This is a genomic window from Oscillibacter acetigenes (genome assembly GCF_025567605.1).
GTDB lineage: Bacteria > Bacillota > Clostridia > Oscillospirales > Oscillospiraceae > Oscillibacter > Oscillibacter welbionis.
Genome location: NZ_JAOQKG010000004.1, coordinates 148,356 through 166,035 on the forward strand (window position 1 = coordinate 148,356; position 17,680 = coordinate 166,035).

A 17,680-nucleotide genomic window follows, 5' to 3' on the forward strand; every position below is an offset into this window, starting at 1 on the left:
GGTCGGCGGCGCACATGTGGAGATGGCAGTAAAACGCGTCGTTCATCGTGTTGATGGTCCCCACCAGAGAGACGATCTCATAGACCCCCTGGAAGCGGTTGGACTTGTAAGCCTTGGCGCTGGAGTCGAACACTCCTACGGTGAAGTCCTTCACAGCCCCCAGGCCGGTGACAGAGGCCAGTTTGACCTGTTCCTTTTCTGCGAAGATCTTCAGCTGGGCCAGGATCTCCTCGTCCCGGTCCAGGCGGACGATGTAGGCGTCCCCAAATTTCCGGTATTCCATGACAGTTCCTCCTGTTTTTGATCTCGGATATCCTAACGATACCATATCCCGCGGTCCGCCGCAAGCCCTTGCAGGGCGCGCAACACTTTGTTGCGTGACAAAGCGCCGGGACTGTGGTACGCTGGCAGCAGGAGGCGAGGTTGTGAACGCGGTGGGAAAAAATCTGAAGCAGCTGCGCCAGCGGGAGAAGCTGACCCAGGACGCCCTGGCGGAGCGGCTCCATGTGACCCGGCAGGCGGTGTCCTCCTGGGAGACCGGAAAGACCCAGCCGGATATCGAGACCCTGACCACCTTGGCGGAGGCGCTGAACGCCGACGTCCGGGAGCTGATCTACGGCCCGGGGCGAGAGGAAAGTTATCGACGCGGTCAACGGAAGTATGCAGCTTTGGCAGCCATCTGTGTAGCGGTGTTATTCATATTCTGCGTGCTGGAAACAGTATTAAGGCCCTTTGTGCAGCAGATTTGCTGGGAAACATATGACCTTATGCCGTGGGTATGGTACGCTTTGACTGTGCCGTCAGCTGCTGCTCTGGCGGCTGGAGGCCTTTTGATGTCCGGTACGGCATTGGTTGTCGACCTCCGCCTGCCATCCAAGCGGCTTCGGATGATGGCTTTGATATTTGGCGCTGTTGCCATTGGGTATTATCTAATATTTGTGATTTATTGTTTTGGGCATAGATTCATTTTTTTAGCAAATATTCCTGGGTTTGTTGATTGGATCAAAAATATGAACTACTATACACTTATGCGATACAGCCCGTGGTTCTTGACTGGCTGTCTCGTGTTCCTTGGCCTGAACAAATAAAATTACCCGGACCGCATCGCGGTCCGGGCATTTTACCTACTGCGGCAGGGTCAGATCCCCCGGCTTGATCCAGCCGATCTTCCGGAAGAACAGCCCGAAGGCCCAGGTGAGGACAGCGGGGAGGACGAAGGAGATCAGGATCAGTCCCACCCAGTCAAAGGCGGTGGGGGCCATGGCGGCGGCCCCATTGGCCAGAGCCGCGTCACTGGGATTGACCCAGCCGGTCCAGACCCCCAGCTGGCCGCACAGGCCGCAGGTGCCCATGCCGGAGTTGATGGGGTCTCCGTTCATCTCCAGCTTGAAAAAGCAGGTGGCCAGGGGTCCGGTGACAGCGGAGGTGAGGATGGCAGGGAGCCAGATGCGGGGGTTCTTCACGATGTTGGGCATCTGCAGCATGGAGGTGCCGATGCCCTGGCTCACCAGTCCGCCCCAGCGGTTTTCCCGGAAGGAGAGGACGGCGAACCCCACCATGTTGGCGCAGCAGCCCGCTACGGCGGCGCCGCCTGCCAGTCCGGTCAGTCCCAGCACGGAGCAGATGGCGGCGGAGGAGATGGGCAGCGTCAGGGCGATGCCCACCAGCACGGACACCAGAACGCCCATGAAGAAGGGCTGCAGCTCCGTGGTCCGCATAATCAGCTGGCCAAAGGCGCTGGCTGCTCCGCCGATGGGGGGCGCAATGATCCAGGCCGCTCCCACGCCCACAAGGATGGTGACGATGGGCGTCACCAGGATGTCCACCTTCGTCTCCTTGCTGATGGCCTTGCCCACCTCAGCGGCGATGATAGCCACGAACAGCACGGCCAGCGGTCCGCCCGCCCCGCCCAGGGCGTTGCAGGCATAGCCCACCGTCACCAGGGAGAACAGCACCATAGGCGGCGCCTGGAGAGCGTAGCCGATGGCCACCGCCATAGCGGACCCGCTCATGAACGACGCCAGTCCACCGATGGTATACCCCACGCCATTGATGGTGATGACCTGGGCGGTGAGAAAGCCAATGTGGAACTGGGTGCCGATGGTGTTGAGGATCGTGCCGATCAGCAGGGAACAGAAGAGTCCCTGAGCCATGGCGCCCAGGGCGTCAATGCCGTACCGCTTGGCGGAGATCACAATGTTTTTGCGCTTCAGAAAGCCTTTGACCTGTTCCATGGGAGACACCTGCTTTATGTAGAATCAAAAAATACGGTTTACAGGTGTCTTGACACCTGTAAACCGTATCATACACAAAATCCCGGTTCCTGTCAACTGCTTTTTTACATGTTCAACCTTCCAGCAAGACGCCCAGCCGCCGCAGCTCCCGGCACACCCGGCCGAATGCCGCCTCATCCGGACAGGAGAGAGTGTGGAGATGGATCCCCTCCGTCAGTTCCGACAGCGGGCGGGCGTCGGACTGCGCACAGCGGGAGAGGAACTGCCCCACATCATAGCGGTTGGAGAGCTGCAGAGGGCCGGTCAGCTGCCCGTAAATGGGGTGGTCCACAATGACATCCAGTACCGTGCAGCCCTGGTCCACCATAGCGTTTAGCTCCTCTCCCATACCAGCGGCATCGTGCTGGACGGCCACCTGCCGCACCAGACCTCCCGTCTCTCGCAGGATCACGTAGCCCCGGGGCGTAGCGGAGATGTCTGCTCCAGCCGCCCGCAGCAGGGCAATATCCCCCACGATGATCTGTCGGCTGACGGAGAATTGAGCCGCCAGGGCCGTTGCGCTGACAGGCTGCTTTGCCCGCTGCAGAAGCTCCCGAATGGCCTGCCGCCGTTCTTCCGCGCGCATGGGATCCCTCCTTTCCGTCATGACAGCAGTATACCACATGCCCGGCAGATTGCAAAGAAAAAAGGAGAGCACACGCTCTCCTTTTTCTGAGACTTCAGCCGCCCAGATAGGCTTTTTTGATTTCCGGGGAGGCCAACAGCTCCGTTCCGGTGCCGGAGGTGACGATTTTTCCGGTCTCCAGCACATAGCCACGGTCGGCGATACTCAGGGCTGCCTGGGCATTCTGCTCCACCAGCAGAATGGTGGTGCCCGCCTCATGGAGGGTTTGGATGATCTTGAAGATCTGCTCAACCAGAATGGGTGCCAGGCCCATGGAGGGCTCATCCAGCATCAGCAGCTTGGGACGGCTCATCAGCGCCCGGCCCATGGCCAGCATCTGCTGTTCGCCGCCGGAGAGGGTGCCAGCGATCTGCCGCCGCCGCTCCATCAGCCGGGGGAAATAGGCGTAGACCTTTTCCAGATCCGCGTCGATGTCGCCGCCGGACCGGGTATAGGCGCCCATTTCCAGATTCTCCTCTACGGTCATCTGCAGGAAGACCCGCCGCCCCTCCGGCACCTGGGCGAGTCCCTTGGCCACGACCTTGTGGGCTGGGACGCCCATCAGGTTCTCCCCCAGAAATTCGATGGAGCCGGTGCGGGAGTGGAGCAGGCCGGAGACAGTCTGCAGCGTGGTGGATTTGCCGGCGCCGTTGGCGCCGATCAGGGTGACGACCTCTCCGGGATTTACCTCGAAAGAGACGCCCTTGATGGCGTGTATGGCGCCGTAGTAGACGTTGATGTCGCTGACTTTCAGAATCGGTTCCATGGTCACGCCTCCTTCTGTTTACCGAGATATGCCTCAATGACGGCGGGGTTGGATTGAATCTCTTCGGCGGTGCCCTTGGCGATGACCTGCCCGAAGTTCAGGACGCAGATGCCCTCGCAGATGCTCATGACCAACTTCATGTCGTGCTCGATCAGCATGACGGCGATCTGGAACGTGTCCCGGATCTTGACGATATTCTCCATCAGCTCCGCCGTCTCAGAGGGATTCATGCCCGCGGCGGGCTCATCCAGCAATAGAAGAGAGGGATTGGTGGCCAGGGCCCGGACAATCTCCAGCCGGCGCTGGGCGCCGTAGGGAAGGGAACCGGCCTGATGGTCCGCCAAGTCCGCCATCCCGAAGAGGGACAGCAGTTCCAGTGCCCGCTCATGAGCGGCCTTTTCCCGGCTCCAGTACCAGGGCAGGCGCAGAACGCCGGTGATGGCGGAGTAGCGCTCCTGATTGTGGAGACCGATCTTCACATTGTCCTCCACGGAGAGGTTGTTGAACAGGCGGATGTTCTGGAAGGTCCGGGCAATGCCCATGCGGTTGATCTGAGCTGTGGTCTTGCCGGAGGTATCCAGTCCATCCAGCAGGATGGTGCCCCGGGTGGGCTGATAGACCTTGGTCAGCAGGTTGAAGATGGTGGTTTTGCCGGCGCCGTTGGGGCCGATGAGGCCGGCGATCTCCGTCCGGCCGATGGTGAGGTTGAAGTCATTCACCGCCCGCAGGCCGCCGAAGTCGATGCCCAGGTGGCTGCACTCCAGAATGGGGGATTTGTCGATGTCCCGCTCCGGAATGATGGCATGGCTGGGAACAGGGACCATCTTGCCCTTTTCAAATTTCTTACTCATCGAGGGCTGCCCCCTTTCTTCTGGGAATGATCCGGCTAATCAGCGTCCGCACCTGCGGGTTGTTGGTGGCCAGCATCACCAGAATCAGCACAATGGCGTACACCAGCATCCGATAGTCAGAGAACTGCCGCAGGGCCTCCGGCAGCACATACAGGACAACTGTTGCCACGATGGAGCCCCAGATGTTGCCCAGACCGCCCAGCACCACATACACCAGCACCAGAATGGAGGTGTTGAAGTCGAACTGTACGGCAGTGACATTGGAGTAGTTCAGGCCGAACAGGGCACCGGCGGCACCTGCCAGGGAGGCAGAGGTGACGAAGGCAATCAGCTTGTACTTGGTGACGTTGATGCCTACGCTCTCGGCGGCGATCCGGTTGTCCCGGATGGCCATGATAGCCCGGCCGGTCCGGCTGCGGACCAGATTCAGCACCACCACCAGGGTAATCATCACCAGTGCAAAGCCCATAGCAAAGGTGGCGATGCGGGCGTTGCCCGTGGCGCCCTGGGCGCCCTTGATGATTTCGATGCCGTTTTCGCTGAGGCCGAGAGAGGACATGCTCTTGGTGCCGTCCACGTTCAGGGCGATGTGCAGGCCGTTCTCATCCCAGCCCACCAGAAGGCAGTTGATCAGATCCTTGATGATCTCGCCGAAGGCCAGGGTGACAATGGCCAGGTAGTCCCCCCGGAGCCGCAGCACCGGAATCCCGACGATGAAGCCCACGATGGCGGCAAAGAAGGCGCCCACCACCAGGGCGACGATCATCCGCACCAGATCATTTGGGACAGCAGATTGCAGGCTCATGGCGGCAATGATGCCGGAGAAGGCGCCCACGCTCATGAAGCCGGCATGGCCCAGAGACAGCTCTCCCAGAATGCCGACGGTCAGGTTCAGGGAGATGGACATGCACACGTAGCAGCAGATGGGAACCAGCATACCGCCCAGAGAACGGTTCACCAGTCCCTGGGCCTGGCAGACCGACACCACAATAAAGGCTAGGATCACGCCCAGATAGGTGGCGAAGTCCACCTTGGTGATGGTTTTCATGTTTTTGAAATAGCCTTTCATACCGCCACCTCACACTTTCTCAGGCACATACTTGCCCAGCAGGCCGGACGGTTTGACCAGCAGCACCACGATCAGCACGGCGAACAGGATCGTGTTGGACAACTGCGTGGAGATATAGGCCTGCGCCATGGCCTCAATGACGCCCAGTAGCAGTCCGCCCAGGAAGGCGCCGGGGATGGAGCCGATACCGCCGAACACCGCAGCGGTGAAGGCTTTGATGCCGGGCATGGAGCCGGTGGTGGGCTGGAGCACCGGAGAGTAAGAGCACAGCAATACCCCGGCGATGGCCGCCAGGGCGGAACCGATGGCAAAGGTCATAGAGATGGTGGCGTTGACGTTGATGCCCATCAGCTGGGCTGCGCCCCGGTCCTCCGAGCAGGCCCGCATGGCCTTGCCCATCTTGCTCTTTCCAGTGAAGGCGGTCAGCCCCAGCATGATGACCACGCAGGCCGTGATGGTCAGCAGCGCCACATAGGAGATCCGAAGCTGTCCGTCAAACAGCGTCAGCTGGCCGCTGACCACGGGGGTGAAGTTCTTGGGATTCGCGCCGAACAGCAGCTGCGCTGCGTTCTGCAGGAAGTAGCTGACGCCGATGGCGGTGATCAGCACCGCCAGGCTGCCGGCCTGGCGCAGGGGGCGGTAAGCCAGCCCCTCGATGACCACGCCCAGAACCGTGCAGACCACCATAGCCAGCAGCACGGACACCAGAGCCACAGCGCCGGTGGTCAGTGCGGAGGGATCCTCTCCCAGCAGGTTGCTGCCTGCAAACATGGTCACGTAAAAGGACACATAGGCGCCAACCATGATAACGTCGCCGTGGGCGAAATTCAGCATCTTGGCAATGCCGTATACCATGGTGTAGCCCAGGGCGATGATGGCGTAGATGCTTCCCAGACTGATGCCCGTGATCAGGTAGGATAGAAATTCCATAAGTATTTTCCTCTCTTTCCCCTTCTATGGCAGAAACCGGGGCGGTGACAGCTCCCCGCGTCGGTTTCCACCATAGAAGTCCAGGGAGGGCTGCCGGAGTTCCGGCAGCCGATCCCTGTCCTCTATTACAGTGGAGTGTGTGTTCCGCTGTCAGGGAGTGACATAGGTACCGTTTTCGATAATGACTGCGGTGGGGTCCTTGGACACAGCACCGTTTTCGTCCCAGGTCATCTCGGAGCCGGCGCTGGTCAGGCCGGTGACGGCCAGGGTGGGCATGACCTCGATCAGAGCATCGCAGATCTCCTCATTGGACATGTCGGCGGTGGCGCCGGCGGCCTGGATGGCTTGATACAGGGTGTAGATGGCGTCATACGCATCGGCACCGAACTGATTGGGGATCTCGCCGAACCGGTCCTGATACTCCGCCACGAAGTTCTGGGTCATCTCGTCCTCAGAGTCGGCGGAGAAGGGAGTCAGCAGGTAGACGCCTTCAGCCAGAGAGGCATCGAAGTTCTCGGCGGTCAGGATGCCGTCCATGCCGTCCACGCCGAAGAAGGTGGGGGCGTAGCCCATGGCGTTGGCCTGGGTCAGAATGACAGAGGCGGGGGTATAGTAGATGGGCAGGAACAGCAGATCGGCGCCGGCGGACTGGGCACCAGCCAGCTGGACGTTGAAGTCGGTCTGGCTGGCCTCGGTGAAGGTGCCCTCATAGACGATGTCCATACCGCGGGAATCGGCCTCTGCCTTGAAGTTGTCCCGGATACCGATGGAGTATTGGTCATCGTTTTTGTAGATGATGGCGATCTTCGGACTGTCGAAGTTCTCATCGATGTACTGGGCGGAACGGGAGCCCTGGTTGGAGTCGGTGAAGCAGATCTGGAACACGTTATCATTGTCGTTGATGGAAATGACATCGTCGCCGGAGGCGGAGGGGGTCAGGGTGAACACCCGGTCCTCATAGGACAGCGGGACCACGGAAAGGGCCGGCTGGGTGGTGACGGTGCCCACCAGGATCTGCATGCCGTCGTCCATCAGGGCGTTGTAGGCGTTGACGGAGGTCTCAGCGTCGTTGACGTCGTCCTCAGTCATCAGCTCAAACTGGATGTCGCCGCCCAGGGCATTGATTTCGTCCACCGCGATCTGGGCGGAATTGGCCACGCAGGTGCCGTAGATGGCGGCGCCGCCGGTCAGGGGGCCAATGACGCCGACTTTGAAGGCGCTGCTGCCGGAGCTCTCCCCGCCGGCAGAATCGCCGGAGTTGGAGTCGGCTTCATCCGAGCCGCCGCAGGCGGCCAGGCTGAGGACCATAACCATGGCCATCATGAGGGCAAAGAACTTCTTTTTCATCTTGCAATCTCCTTTTCTTGGTTCAGATTATACAAAAAAGCGGCCCCGCCAGATGCGGAGCCGCTTTACTGTATCAAACAGTTATGCACCTCGTCGCGATCTCGGCGTATGATGATACTCTGCTGCCAACAATACCAGTACCAGAACAAACAGGGCCACTGCCAGTACGGATACCAGAATGGCAAGGGGAATCAGGGCGCAAATAATAATGGACGCCAGCAGAATGGCGTCCAGAATCAGAGCAATATTCATCATGGAAGCACGGGACATCTCCGTGGAATAGGCGCAGGAAGCAGACGCCGCCTGGCGAGCGGACGCACCATTCATCATCATGGACTGGGAAGACGTCGTGTAAAATGCCATGGTGTTCCACTCCTTTCAAAACAGACAACCCGTTGATGTTGTTTCCAATTGTAGCGGCTCTCTTTCGGAAAGTCAATCCTCAATCTCAAAAAGAACGCCCATAAAATGTTTTTGATTTCATTATATTTTTGTGTGTACTGTACAAAAATGCAAAGAAAGGTGCGGTGTATAGAGGAAAGAAACCGCGTGGCGAAAGGAAAAAAGGAGAGACGGCAGCCGCCGTCTCTCCCTTCGTTGTCTGGAAAAATTTTAATAGCACTTGCGGTAGATGGCCTCTTCGGACTCCAGGTCGAAGGGGTAGTAGGCGTTGGTCATGAGGCGCTGCTGGTTGGCCTCGACGGACAGGGGGAAGGCCTTGAAGTCCGCCTCAGTGAAGCCGCAGTCCCGCAGGGGCCGCAGGGGCAGGATGCGCTGCAGCAGGGCGTTCATCTCGGGGATGGCGTCCTTGACCTCGCAGCCCAGGATGCTGGACACCAGCTCCTTGAACTTCATGATCTCACCGTCGGGCTTGTGCTCGTCATAGTAGTCCATGATGGCGCCGAAGAGCATATAGTTGCTCTCGCCGTGGGGCACGTGATAGGTGCCGCCCAGGGGGAAGCTCATGCCGTGGACCGGGCCGCAGCCGGCCTTCAGGAAGGCAATGCCGGCGTAGAAGCTGGCGGTCACGAACTGATCCATATACTCGAACCGGGCGTCCTGGCCCTTTTCGTCGATCAGCTTGAAGCCTTTCAGAATCACATCCATAGCCTTCTCGCTGAAGAGCTCGGAGGTCATGGTCTTGCGGTGGGGGCTCAGGAAGGACTCGGTGGCGTGGACCAGGGCGTCGATGGCGGAGCAGGCGAAGGGCTTGTAGGGCAGGGTCTTGAGGAGCTCCGGGATCAGGCACACCTTGTTGGGGATGATGTCGTCGGACACCAGGCCCAGCTTGGTCTCACCGCCGGTGAGCACACCGTCCTTCTCGTCCTTGACGATAGCCACAGAGATGTTGGTGCACTCAGAGCCGGTGCCGCAGGTGGTGGGGATGGCGATGACGTCCTTCTCGTGCACCACGGGGAATCGCTTGAAGTACAGGTTGTGGACGGTATCGGGGCGCTTGCAGCCCAGCAGCTTGCACAGGTCCATAATGGCGCCGCCGCCCACGGCGATGACGCGGTCGTAGCTGTCGTAGGGGATGGCGTCGTACATGACCTGGATCATTTCCTCGCTGGGCTCGCCGGCACCGAACTTCTCCTGGAATACATAATGGCACTTGAGGCCCAGATCCTTCATGAAGGGGGTATAGATGAACTCGTTGGTCAGCACCACGTCCCGCTCGTTCAGCTTGAACTCCTCCGCCATCTGGGCGAAGGTCTGGAACTTGTACACTGTGGGAGCGAAAATAATCTCCCGCTTGTCAGCCATCAGGGAAGCGGAAAAAGCATCCATGATTCTTGTCTCCTTTTCAAAATGATATATGGCGATACAGGCAGGGCCCCTGAGGGACCCCGCCGGGTATCTGAACTTATTTGCGGGCGATGGCCTTCTTGACGGCGGCCACGATGTTGGCGGCGCGGAGGCCGTACTCGTCCATCAGGAAGTCCTGGGGACCCACCTGACCGAACTGGTCCTGCACGCCCACAAATTCCTGTACGGTGGGGGCGTTCCTGGACAGGCAGTTGGCCACAACAGAACCCAGGCCGCAGGTGACGTTGTGGTTCTCGGCGGTGACGATGGCACCGGTCTCCTTGGCGGCCTTGACCACCAGCTCCTCGTCCAGGGGCTTCCAGGTGAACATGTCGATGACCCGGACAGAGATGCCCTCTGCCTGCAGAGCCTCATAGGCCTTCAGGGACTCGTCCACCATGATGCCGGAGGTGATGATGGTGGCCTGATCCTTGTCGGACTCATGCAGCACCACACCCTTGCCGATCTCGAACTCGCTTCCCTCGCCGTACACCTGGATGATGCCCTTGCGGACGAACCGGGTGTAGGTGACGCCCTTGTCGATGTTCACCAGTTGGCGGGTGATACTGGCAAGCTGGTCATAGTCGGCGGGGTCCAGCACTGTGGTTTCGGGGATGGAGAGGTACATGGCTGCATCCTCCAGCGGCATGTGGGTGCCGCCGTTGAACGCGGCGGTGACGCCGGCGTCGGAACCCAGAACATGGACCGTCAGCCCGGCATAGGCAGCTGACATATAGATCTGGTCATAGCACCGGCGGGAGGAGAAGGTACCGAAGGAGTGGAAGAAAACCTTCTTGCCGGTGGCGGCGAGACCCGCAGACACACCGGCGGCGTTGCCCTCGGCGATGCCGGCCTCAAAGGCCCGGTCGGGATAGTGCTCCCGCAGCCGCTTGGTGTTGATGCAGCCCATCAGGTCGCAGTCCACATAGCAGATGGACTTGTCCTGCGCCATCATCTCGTCCAGGGTCAGGGCGAGACCGTCCCGGCAGGCCCGGGAGTCCTTTTCATGCTTACCGATCAGTTTCACGTTCATTGCTCTCACCCTCCTCAAGCGTTCTTGGCGTCTTCCAGAGCCTTTTCCGCGGCGGCCAGCGCCTCGGCCCACTGCTCCTCATTGGGCTGGGAGGAGTGGTCGTGCTTGGGCTCAGCGAAAGTGGCGCCCTTGCCCTTGCAGGTGTCCAGCACGATGCAGCTGGGCACGCCCTTCTTGGCGTAAGCGTTCTGGATGGCGTCGTAGATAGCCTTCACATCATGGCCGTCGATCTCCTGGGTATACAGGCCGAAGGATTCCGCCTTCTTGGCAATGTTGCCGTGGTCCAGGATGTCGGCGGTGGGGCCGTCCAGCTGATAGCCGTTGTTGTCGATGAAGTAGATGATGTTGTCCAGCTTGTGGGCGTATGCGAAGTGGAATGCCTCCCAGACTTGGCCCTCGTCGGCCTCGCCGTCGCCGATGACGCAGAACACGTGGCTGTCACGGCCATCGATCTTGTTGCCCAGAGCGGCGCCGGTGGCGGTGGAGGCGCCCTGGCCCAGAGAGCCGGTGGTCAGATCCACGCCGGGGGTCAGCTTCCGGTCGGTGTGGCTGGGGAACTTGGTGTGAGGATGGTTGAGGGTATAAGCTTCCTCCATGGGATAGTAGCCCATCAGGCCAAAAGTGGCGTAAGCCACGGGGCCCGCGTGGCCCTTGGACAGGACCAGCCAATCCCGATCCTCCCACCGGGGGTTCTTCGGGTCAAACTTCATAACCTCTCCGTACAGGACGGCCATCAGGTCCGCCAGGTCCATGGAGCCGCCCACGTGGCCGAAGCCCCGGGAGTGGATGACCTTCAGCGTTTCCAGCCGGATCTCAGCCGCCAGAACTTTGCACTTTTTTTCGTTCATGGGGTGTTTCTTCCTTTCCTTCACTTAAATTGCACGCCGCGCGGAAACCTGCGCCGCATAGGTTCGACAGGGGGACAGGTCGCTGAGAAGTGAGAATGCAATGTGTGTGCGCCAACAGAAAAAGCAAAACGATTACTTCGCTTTCAGAATACCACAAATTCCAAAACATGAAAAGGGGGGTTATCAAAGGTTTTTGAAAATTCGTCCCGCCGGTGGTGCCGTGGGGCGAACCTGAAGAAGCGTGTATCGGCGGATTTCCCAATGTCTGCACAAAAATATGGTGGTTTTGACCAAAAATCAACCCTGACATTTTCTATATTTTACCCCATCCTCCTATACGGAGTCAATATGAGTTTGAATTTTCACAAGAATAACTTCCGGAGATAGGAAGGTACACAGGCGCAGGGGGGAGTGACTCTCCAGAGAAAGGAAAACCATGGAAAGCAGCACTTCAAGGTTTTCCTCGATTTTCCAGAAACACCTACGGGCGGCAAGGCTTGCGGCGGAAGGCCCTGCATCGTTCTGTAATTGACAAGCCCCGGCAAATTCGCTATTCTATATGGGACGGCATACGCCTCCGGCCGGCTTTGGCGGGTGGGGAAAGCGTTTGCGCAGAATGCGCCGCACCGGCGGCGGGAAAGGCAGAGTCAGATGAAGAACGTCACGCTGAAGGACGTGGCCCGAGCGGCGGGCGTCTCTTATTCCACAGTCTCTCGCTCTCTGTCAGGCGGCCCACAGATCGGGCGGGAGACCCGGGAGCGGATCCTGCGCCTGTGCGACGAGATGGGCTACACCAAAAACTATGTGGCCCGCTCCATGGTCATGCGGAGGACGGAGCTGATCGGTCTGGTAGTGCCTTCTATTGACAATCAGTTCATGGCAGAGCTGGCGTACCACGCGGAGATGAGCGCCCGGGCGCGGGGCTACAATCTCATGCTGTGCAACTCCGGGCCGGATCTGCGGCAGGAGAAGGCGGTGGTAAAGCTGCTGGTGGGCCGCCAGGTGGACGGGATGCTGATCGTCCCCCAGGAGCACCGGAGCTGTGAGGAGCTCCGGGTCTACACGGAGCAGGTGCCCACGGTCTTCCTCAGCGAGGATCTGCGGGACGAACCCCTCAGCTGTGTGACCACGGACAATACCGGGGCCACCTACCTGGCCATGGAATACCTGCGGAGCCTGGGGCACCGGGAGATCCTGTACTTCGGCCGCAGGCACACCGTCACCCACCAGCTGCGGGCAGAGGGCTACCTGCGGGCCTGCCGGGACATGGGGCTGACACCGCGGATTGTGGACAGCAGCTTTCCCCGCTCCTCAGTGGCCGGCGGCTATGAGCTGGCCCGGGAGCTGTTTACCAAGCCCCTGGACTATACGGCCATCCTGGCCTCCACGGACTCCAACGCCCTGGGGATTCTGCGGGCGGCGGACGAGCTTGGGATCAGGGTGCCGGAGCAGCTGAGTCTGATGGGATTTGACAACATCGCATCTGCCGCCATGCCGCGGATCGACCTGACTACGGTGGAGCAGTCCAAGCGGGAGATGGCCCTTCAGGCGGTGGAGATTCTGTTGGATAAGATCGAGCGGGGCACCCAGGGCTACGTCCATCAGATCCTGATGCCCAGTCTGGTGAAGCGCAGCTCCTGCAGGGCGTTGACATGAGAGACGTCTGCCGTTCTGCGGCGCGGCGCACTGCTTGACGGATAAGAAGAGGCGATCAGCTATGAAAGAGTATCTCTACGACCCCCACACCCACACGGCGGAGACCAGCAAATGCGGCCATCTGCCGGCGGCGGAGGTGGTGGATCGCTATGCCGGGCACGGATTTTCCGGCCTGGTGGTGACAGATCACCTCCACCCGGAGTACTTGTCCCGGATTGACACGGACCACAACTGGGACCATGTGATCGACCACTATCTTGCCGGCTACCGGGCCTCCAAGGCCCGGGGAGACGAACTGGGGCTGGATGTGATCCTGGGGGCGGAGCTGCGCTTCCCGGAGAACGACAACGACTATCTGGTCTATGGCATTGACGAGACGTGGCTGCGGGCGAACCCATATCTGTGCTGCATGAGCGCCCGGGAGTTCTACCGGAAATTCCACGACCAAGTACTGATCGTCCACGCCCACCCTTACCGCGACGGCAATACCACGGTATTTGAAGATGCTGTCCACGGCACGGAGATCCTCAACGCCCATCCCCGCCATGAAAACCATAACGACCGGGCCCTGGAGCTGGCGAAGCGCCACCCGGAGTATCTGCGCTTGGCAGGGTCTGACACCCACGAGGATGGTGACGAGTGCCGGGCTGGCGTCCTCCTGCCGGAGCGGGTGCGGGATTCCTTTGCCTACCGGCGCATGATCGAAGGGCGGTGCTTCCGCCTCTGGTCGCCCGTCTTTCCGGAGCTGGCGGCGGCGGATGAGGCTCTGCGCCGGGCAGAACCTGCGGAATAACAGCTTGTCCGCGCCGCGGAGCCGAACAGAAAAGCGCTGCCTTTGGCGGCGCTTTCTTGCTTGACAGCGGGGAGCGGAGCCGGATATAATGGAAAAAACAGGAGGTGATGGGATGCGAAAGAGCATTGTGGTGCTGATCGTTGCGGTGCTGGCAGTGGCGGCCGGAGCGGTGGTGCTGTCCCTGTCGGCTCCCGTGTTGGACGAGGAGGTGGAGTACCGGCTCACCTCGCTCTATTACCGGGGACAGGAGATCTCGTCCCAGGTGGACGGGGACGAGGTGCTGGATCTGCTGGAGGGCGCCTCCCGCGGTCTGATTTCCCGGGGCGGACTCCCGGCGCATTCCTTCCGGGATATGGTGGAGGTGAACGTCGTCGGCGGAGAGGAGGCCCTGCACGTGGTACTCTCCATGGAGGACGGGCTCTTCGCCGTCTATCAGGATCCGGACTGGAGTTATGCCATTCGGGAGGGTGAGGCGCTGGCCGCCGCGGTGGAGGCGCTGCTGCCCGCATGAGAGGACCGTAAGACAACCTGAAAGCACCCCGCGGCCGTCGGCCGCAGGGTGCTTTTTCCTGTTTCGGGTTCAAATCTTGGCGGGCTGCATCTGTGACATCTGGCGCAGTACATACAGTTGAATGGGGACAGCCGCCGCCAGAGTGAGAAGATCGGAGACGGACTGGGCCATCTGGACGCCCAGAAGTCCCAACGGGGACAGGGAGAGAAGCCACACCAGGGGAATGAAGAAAATGCCCTGCCGGGCCATGGCGACAAAGGTGGCGGGAACGGTCCGCCCAATGGTCTGGAGCATCATGTTGCTCATGGTGATCCACGCCTGGAAGAAGAAAGTCACGCGCTGGAACCGCAGGGCTACCGTGCCGATGGCGATGACCCCCGGGTCATCCCGGAACAGGGCGATGAGCTGCGGTGCAAAGGCGAACCCCAGTGCCCCGATCACCAGCAGAAAGACGGCGGCCACCTTCACGCAGAACCAGAAGCCCTCCTTCACCCGGTGATACAGCCGGGCACCGTAGTTGAAGCCGCACACCGGCTGGAAGCCCTGGCCGAATCCGATCATGGCGGAGGCGCCGAAGGTGGTGATCCGCTGGACCACGCCCATGGCGGCGATGGCCGCGTCTCCGTAAGGCATGGCGGCGTGGTTGAGGCAGATGGTGGCCACGCTGGCCAAGCTCTGCCGGGCCAGGGAAGGCAGCCCGCCCTGGATGATGAGCTTGAAGTAGGACCATTTCAGCTGGACGCGGGAGATGTGGATGTGAAGGGTGGCGCCCCGGGTGCAGCCCGCCAGCAGCAGACAGAACCCGGCGAACTGGCTGATGATGGTGGCCCAGGCGGCGCCCGCCACTCCCAGGTCAAAGACGAAGATCAGCAGGGGATCCAGCCCGATGTTCAGCACGGCGCCGCTGGCGATGCCGATGGTGCCGTAGATGGCGTTGCCCTGGAAGCGCAGCTGGTTGTTCAGTACCAGGGAGGCGGTCATCCACGGCGCGCCGATGAGGATCACGCGCAGGTAGTCCTTGGCATAGGGCAGAATGGTGGGGGAGGAGCCCAGGAACGCGGCCAGGGGCGTCAGGAAGATCTCGCCGAAAACGCAGATGAGGAGTCCGGTGAACAGGGCGGAGAAAAAGCCGGTGGCCGCCATGTTAGAGGCCGAATCCGTATTGCGCCGCCCCAGCTCCCGGGAGATGAAGTTGCCGCTGCCGTGGCCGAAGAAAAAGCCCACAGCCTGGATCACCGCCATCATGGAAAACACCACGCCCACAGCGCCAGTGGCAGCGTTGCTGCGCAGCATCCCCACAAAAAAGGTGTCCGCCATGTTGTAAAAAGCGGTCACCAGCATACTGATGATGCAGGGAACGGCCAGATGGGAGATCATCCGGCTCACCGGTTCTTCTGTGAGCTGGTGGAATTTCTGTTCCTGTTCTTCACCCATGGAGAGCCCTCCTCCTGAAATATTTACATGATCCTAACAGAATTATAGCACGGCTCTGACAAAAGGGAAGGGTATTTTCCGGGGATTGGCACATCGGCGCCGGTATGGTATAATGGAAAACAGCGGGTCCGGTGGTTCCCTCCGGTGCCCTACATTCATTATAGAAAAAACAACCAGAGGAGCAAACGCAATGGAACATCTGACTGCCTTTTTGACGCGCATGCCCAAGGTGGAGCTCCATGTCCATCTGGAGTCCACCATGCCGGGGGAGATGCTGGCGCGGTTCGCGGCCCGGCAGGGGCGGGAGCTGCCCCGCCCGGCGGAGCGGCTGTACGACTGCTCTGCTGAGGACCTGAGCGACTTCCTCGCCTTTCTGGACAACATCTGCTCCTTTGTGGGCACGCCGGAGGAGCTGGCGGAGGCGGCGGAGCACGCTGCGCTGGAGAGTGGACGGGAGCATATCCTGTACAGCGAGATGATCCTGAACCCCACCCACTGGCCCCAGTTCTCGGTACCGGAGATCATCGCCGCGGTGACCGCTGGGTTTGACCGGGCTGCGGCACAGGGCGGCGCAGACTGCCGATTCACGCTGTCTCTCTCCCGCACCCAGACGGGGGCGGAGGCCATGGCCCTGGTGGAGGATATGAAAGCCCACCGGACCCACCGGCTGGCGGGCCTCTCCATTGACGGGAACGAGGCCCTGGCGGGCCGAACGGGGGAGCGGTTCCGTCCGGCGTTCCTGGCGGCGGGTGCGGCGGGCTTCGGCCGCACCGCCCACGCCGGGGAGAGCAGCGGGCCGGATGGCGTGCGGGACGCCCTGGATCTCCTGGAGGCGGACCGGCTGGACCACGGCGTCCGGGCGGCAGAGGACGCGGATTTGACGGCCCGGCTGGTGCGGGAGCGGGTGCCGCTGAACATCTGCCTGACCTCCAACCTGACACTGCTGTACCGGCGGCGGGAGGATCATCCCCTGCGGCGTCTGCTGGATGCAGGGGCGGTGGTGACCCTGAGCCGGGACGATCCTACCTTCCTGGGCGGGCTGACCCTGACGGAGGAGCTGCGCCGGGCCGCAGAATTCGCCTATATGAGTCGTGAGGAACTGCTGGCCTGCCAGGAGGCGGCGGTGGACGCCGCCTTCTGCGGACCGGAGACCAAGAACTTCCTGCGGCGGGCCCTTGCAGAATTTCAGCAGAGCTGACAGGCGCAGTCAGGCGTTGCCGCGCATAAGATGGGTTGTATCCAGGGCGGAAACGCCGGATATAATTTCCATGAAACGAGGGAATTCCTTTGCGTATCAATGAAGCCTATGAGCATGAGCCCATTTTACCATATCAGTCCGAAGAATCCTGCCCCCTGAACGGCTGCAACAAGGTCAGTACCCAGTGTGTGGATGTGACTGCCTCCGTGATCCTGTCCCCCACCGCAGTCATGGGCAGCCCCACCGTCACCTGTCAGGGCAATCCCACCATCACCTGCGCCACCAATGCAGACGGAACCATGTGCACCGTGACTATGACCCAGAAGGTCTGTGTCTCCATCCCGGTCCGCTACGGCACGACCATTTCTACCTGCGACCCCACCATCACCTGCGCAGAGAGCTGCATCGGCTGCGGCGGCTGCTGAGGAAAGCGGAACAGGGTCCCCGCCCATTTCGGCGGGGCCCTTTTCGTGTTTGCGCCCAGGAGAAATGGGGTTGCAAGTTTGTTGAAAAAACGATATACTGAATTGGATTTGTAAA

At 60.6% G+C, this 17,680-nt stretch carries 19 protein-coding genes; 6 read left to right on the plus strand and 13 right to left on the minus strand.

What is annotated here, in order from left to right:
* Nucleotides 1-283: PPC domain-containing DNA-binding protein (locus OCV80_RS09520; protein ID WP_267288380.1), on the minus strand; the 283-nt coding region annotated here is incomplete at its 3' end.
* Nucleotides 284-425: 142 nt separating this feature from the next.
* On the opposite strand from OCV80_RS09520, the gene OCV80_RS09525 reads away from it, so the two are divergent.
* Entirely contained in the window at nucleotides 426-1,088 is a 663-nt protein-coding gene (locus OCV80_RS09525) for a helix-turn-helix domain-containing protein (RefSeq protein WP_021750913.1), read from the plus strand.
* A gap of 36 nt (nucleotides 1,089-1,124) precedes the next feature.
* Here the strand turns inward: OCV80_RS09525 and OCV80_RS09530 are convergent, their stop codons facing one another.
* From OCV80_RS09530 to OCV80_RS09580, 11 genes are all read right to left on the minus strand, one after another.
* Nucleotides 1,125-2,234, minus strand: a complete 1,110-nt coding sequence (locus OCV80_RS09530; protein WP_021750912.1) for a PTS transporter subunit IIC — start codon at nucleotides 2,232-2,234, stop codon at nucleotides 1,125-1,127.
* A gap of 112 nt (nucleotides 2,235-2,346) precedes the next feature.
* Entirely contained in the window at nucleotides 2,347-2,859 is a 513-nt protein-coding gene (locus OCV80_RS09535; protein ID WP_036631139.1) for a transcription repressor NadR, read from the minus strand.
* Between the two features lie 94 nt (nucleotides 2,860-2,953).
* Nucleotides 2,954-3,655, minus strand: coding sequence for an ABC transporter ATP-binding protein (locus OCV80_RS09540; protein WP_036631146.1), 702 nt, complete (start codon nucleotides 3,653-3,655; stop codon nucleotides 2,954-2,956).
* 11 nt (nucleotides 3,656-3,666) lie between these two features.
* Nucleotides 3,667-4,488, minus strand: a complete 822-nt coding sequence (locus OCV80_RS09545) for an ABC transporter ATP-binding protein (protein WP_249390888.1) — start codon at nucleotides 4,486-4,488, stop codon at nucleotides 3,667-3,669.
* Nucleotides 4,489-4,507: 19 nt separating this feature from the next.
* Nucleotides 4,508-5,584 carry a branched-chain amino acid ABC transporter permease gene (locus OCV80_RS09550; protein ID WP_119311309.1) on the minus strand — a complete coding sequence of 359 codons (1,077 nt, stop codon included), beginning with the start codon at nucleotides 5,582-5,584 and terminating at the stop codon, nucleotides 4,508-4,510.
* 9 nt (nucleotides 5,585-5,593) lie between these two features.
* Complete coding sequence (locus tag OCV80_RS09555) at nucleotides 5,594-6,514, minus strand: branched-chain amino acid ABC transporter permease (RefSeq protein WP_021750907.1); 921 nt, start codon at nucleotides 6,512-6,514, stop codon at nucleotides 5,594-5,596.
* Nucleotides 6,515-6,664: 150 nt separating this feature from the next.
* The gene (locus OCV80_RS09560; protein ID WP_119311308.1) at nucleotides 6,665-7,861 is read right to left on the minus strand and encodes an ABC transporter substrate-binding protein; all 1,197 of its coding nucleotides are present in this window, start codon (nucleotides 7,859-7,861) and stop codon (nucleotides 6,665-6,667) included.
* 81 nt (nucleotides 7,862-7,942) lie between these two features.
* Nucleotides 7,943-8,224, minus strand: coding sequence for a hypothetical protein (locus tag OCV80_RS09565; protein WP_119311307.1), 282 nt, complete (start codon nucleotides 8,222-8,224; stop codon nucleotides 7,943-7,945).
* Between the two features lie 249 nt (nucleotides 8,225-8,473).
* Nucleotides 8,474-9,649: a 4-hydroxybutyrate dehydrogenase gene (locus OCV80_RS09570; protein ID WP_025544450.1), complete on the minus strand. Its 1,176-nt coding sequence runs from the start codon at nucleotides 9,647-9,649 to the stop codon at nucleotides 8,474-8,476.
* A 76-nt stretch (nucleotides 9,650-9,725) separates the two neighbouring features.
* On the minus strand, nucleotides 9,726-10,700 hold the full coding sequence (locus OCV80_RS09575; RefSeq protein ID WP_021750902.1) for a transketolase family protein: 975 nt from the start codon (nucleotides 10,698-10,700) through the stop codon (nucleotides 9,726-9,728).
* Nucleotides 10,701-10,714: 14 nt separating this feature from the next.
* Nucleotides 10,715-11,548, minus strand: a complete 834-nt coding sequence (locus OCV80_RS09580) for a transketolase (RefSeq protein ID WP_021750901.1) — start codon at nucleotides 11,546-11,548, stop codon at nucleotides 10,715-10,717.
* A gap of 651 nt (nucleotides 11,549-12,199) precedes the next feature.
* On the opposite strand from OCV80_RS09580, the gene OCV80_RS09585 reads away from it, so the two are divergent.
* The 3 genes from OCV80_RS09585 (at nucleotide 12,200) to OCV80_RS09595 (ending at nucleotide 14,508) form a co-directional block, all read left to right on the plus strand.
* Nucleotides 12,200-13,204 carry a LacI family DNA-binding transcriptional regulator gene (locus OCV80_RS09585; protein WP_136890763.1) on the plus strand — a complete coding sequence of 335 codons (1,005 nt, stop codon included), beginning with the start codon at nucleotides 12,200-12,202 and terminating at the stop codon, nucleotides 13,202-13,204.
* Nucleotides 13,205-13,265: 61 nt separating this feature from the next.
* Nucleotides 13,266-13,997 (plus strand): PHP domain-containing protein, encoded by a 732-nt coding sequence (locus OCV80_RS09590; protein WP_119311199.1) that lies wholly within the window; start codon nucleotides 13,266-13,268, stop codon nucleotides 13,995-13,997.
* 112 nt (nucleotides 13,998-14,109) lie between these two features.
* Nucleotides 14,110-14,508 (plus strand): hypothetical protein, encoded by a 399-nt coding sequence (locus OCV80_RS09595; protein ID WP_025544447.1) that lies wholly within the window; start codon nucleotides 14,110-14,112, stop codon nucleotides 14,506-14,508.
* Between the two features lie 69 nt (nucleotides 14,509-14,577).
* On the opposite strand, the gene OCV80_RS09600 is transcribed toward OCV80_RS09595, so the two are convergent.
* Nucleotides 14,578-15,942: an MATE family efflux transporter gene (locus OCV80_RS09600; protein WP_136890762.1), complete on the minus strand. Its 1,365-nt coding sequence runs from the start codon at nucleotides 15,940-15,942 to the stop codon at nucleotides 14,578-14,580.
* A 190-nt stretch (nucleotides 15,943-16,132) separates the two neighbouring features.
* On the opposite strand from OCV80_RS09600, the gene OCV80_RS09605 reads away from it, so the two are divergent.
* Nucleotides 16,133-17,140 (plus strand): adenosine deaminase family protein, encoded by a 1,008-nt coding sequence (locus OCV80_RS09605; protein ID WP_158629679.1) that lies wholly within the window; start codon nucleotides 16,133-16,135, stop codon nucleotides 17,138-17,140.
* An 89-nt stretch (nucleotides 17,141-17,229) separates the two neighbouring features.
* Nucleotides 17,230-17,565, plus strand: a complete 336-nt coding sequence (locus OCV80_RS09610; RefSeq protein WP_021751899.1) for a hypothetical protein — start codon at nucleotides 17,230-17,232, stop codon at nucleotides 17,563-17,565.
* Nucleotides 17,566-17,680: the final 115 nt, after the last annotated feature.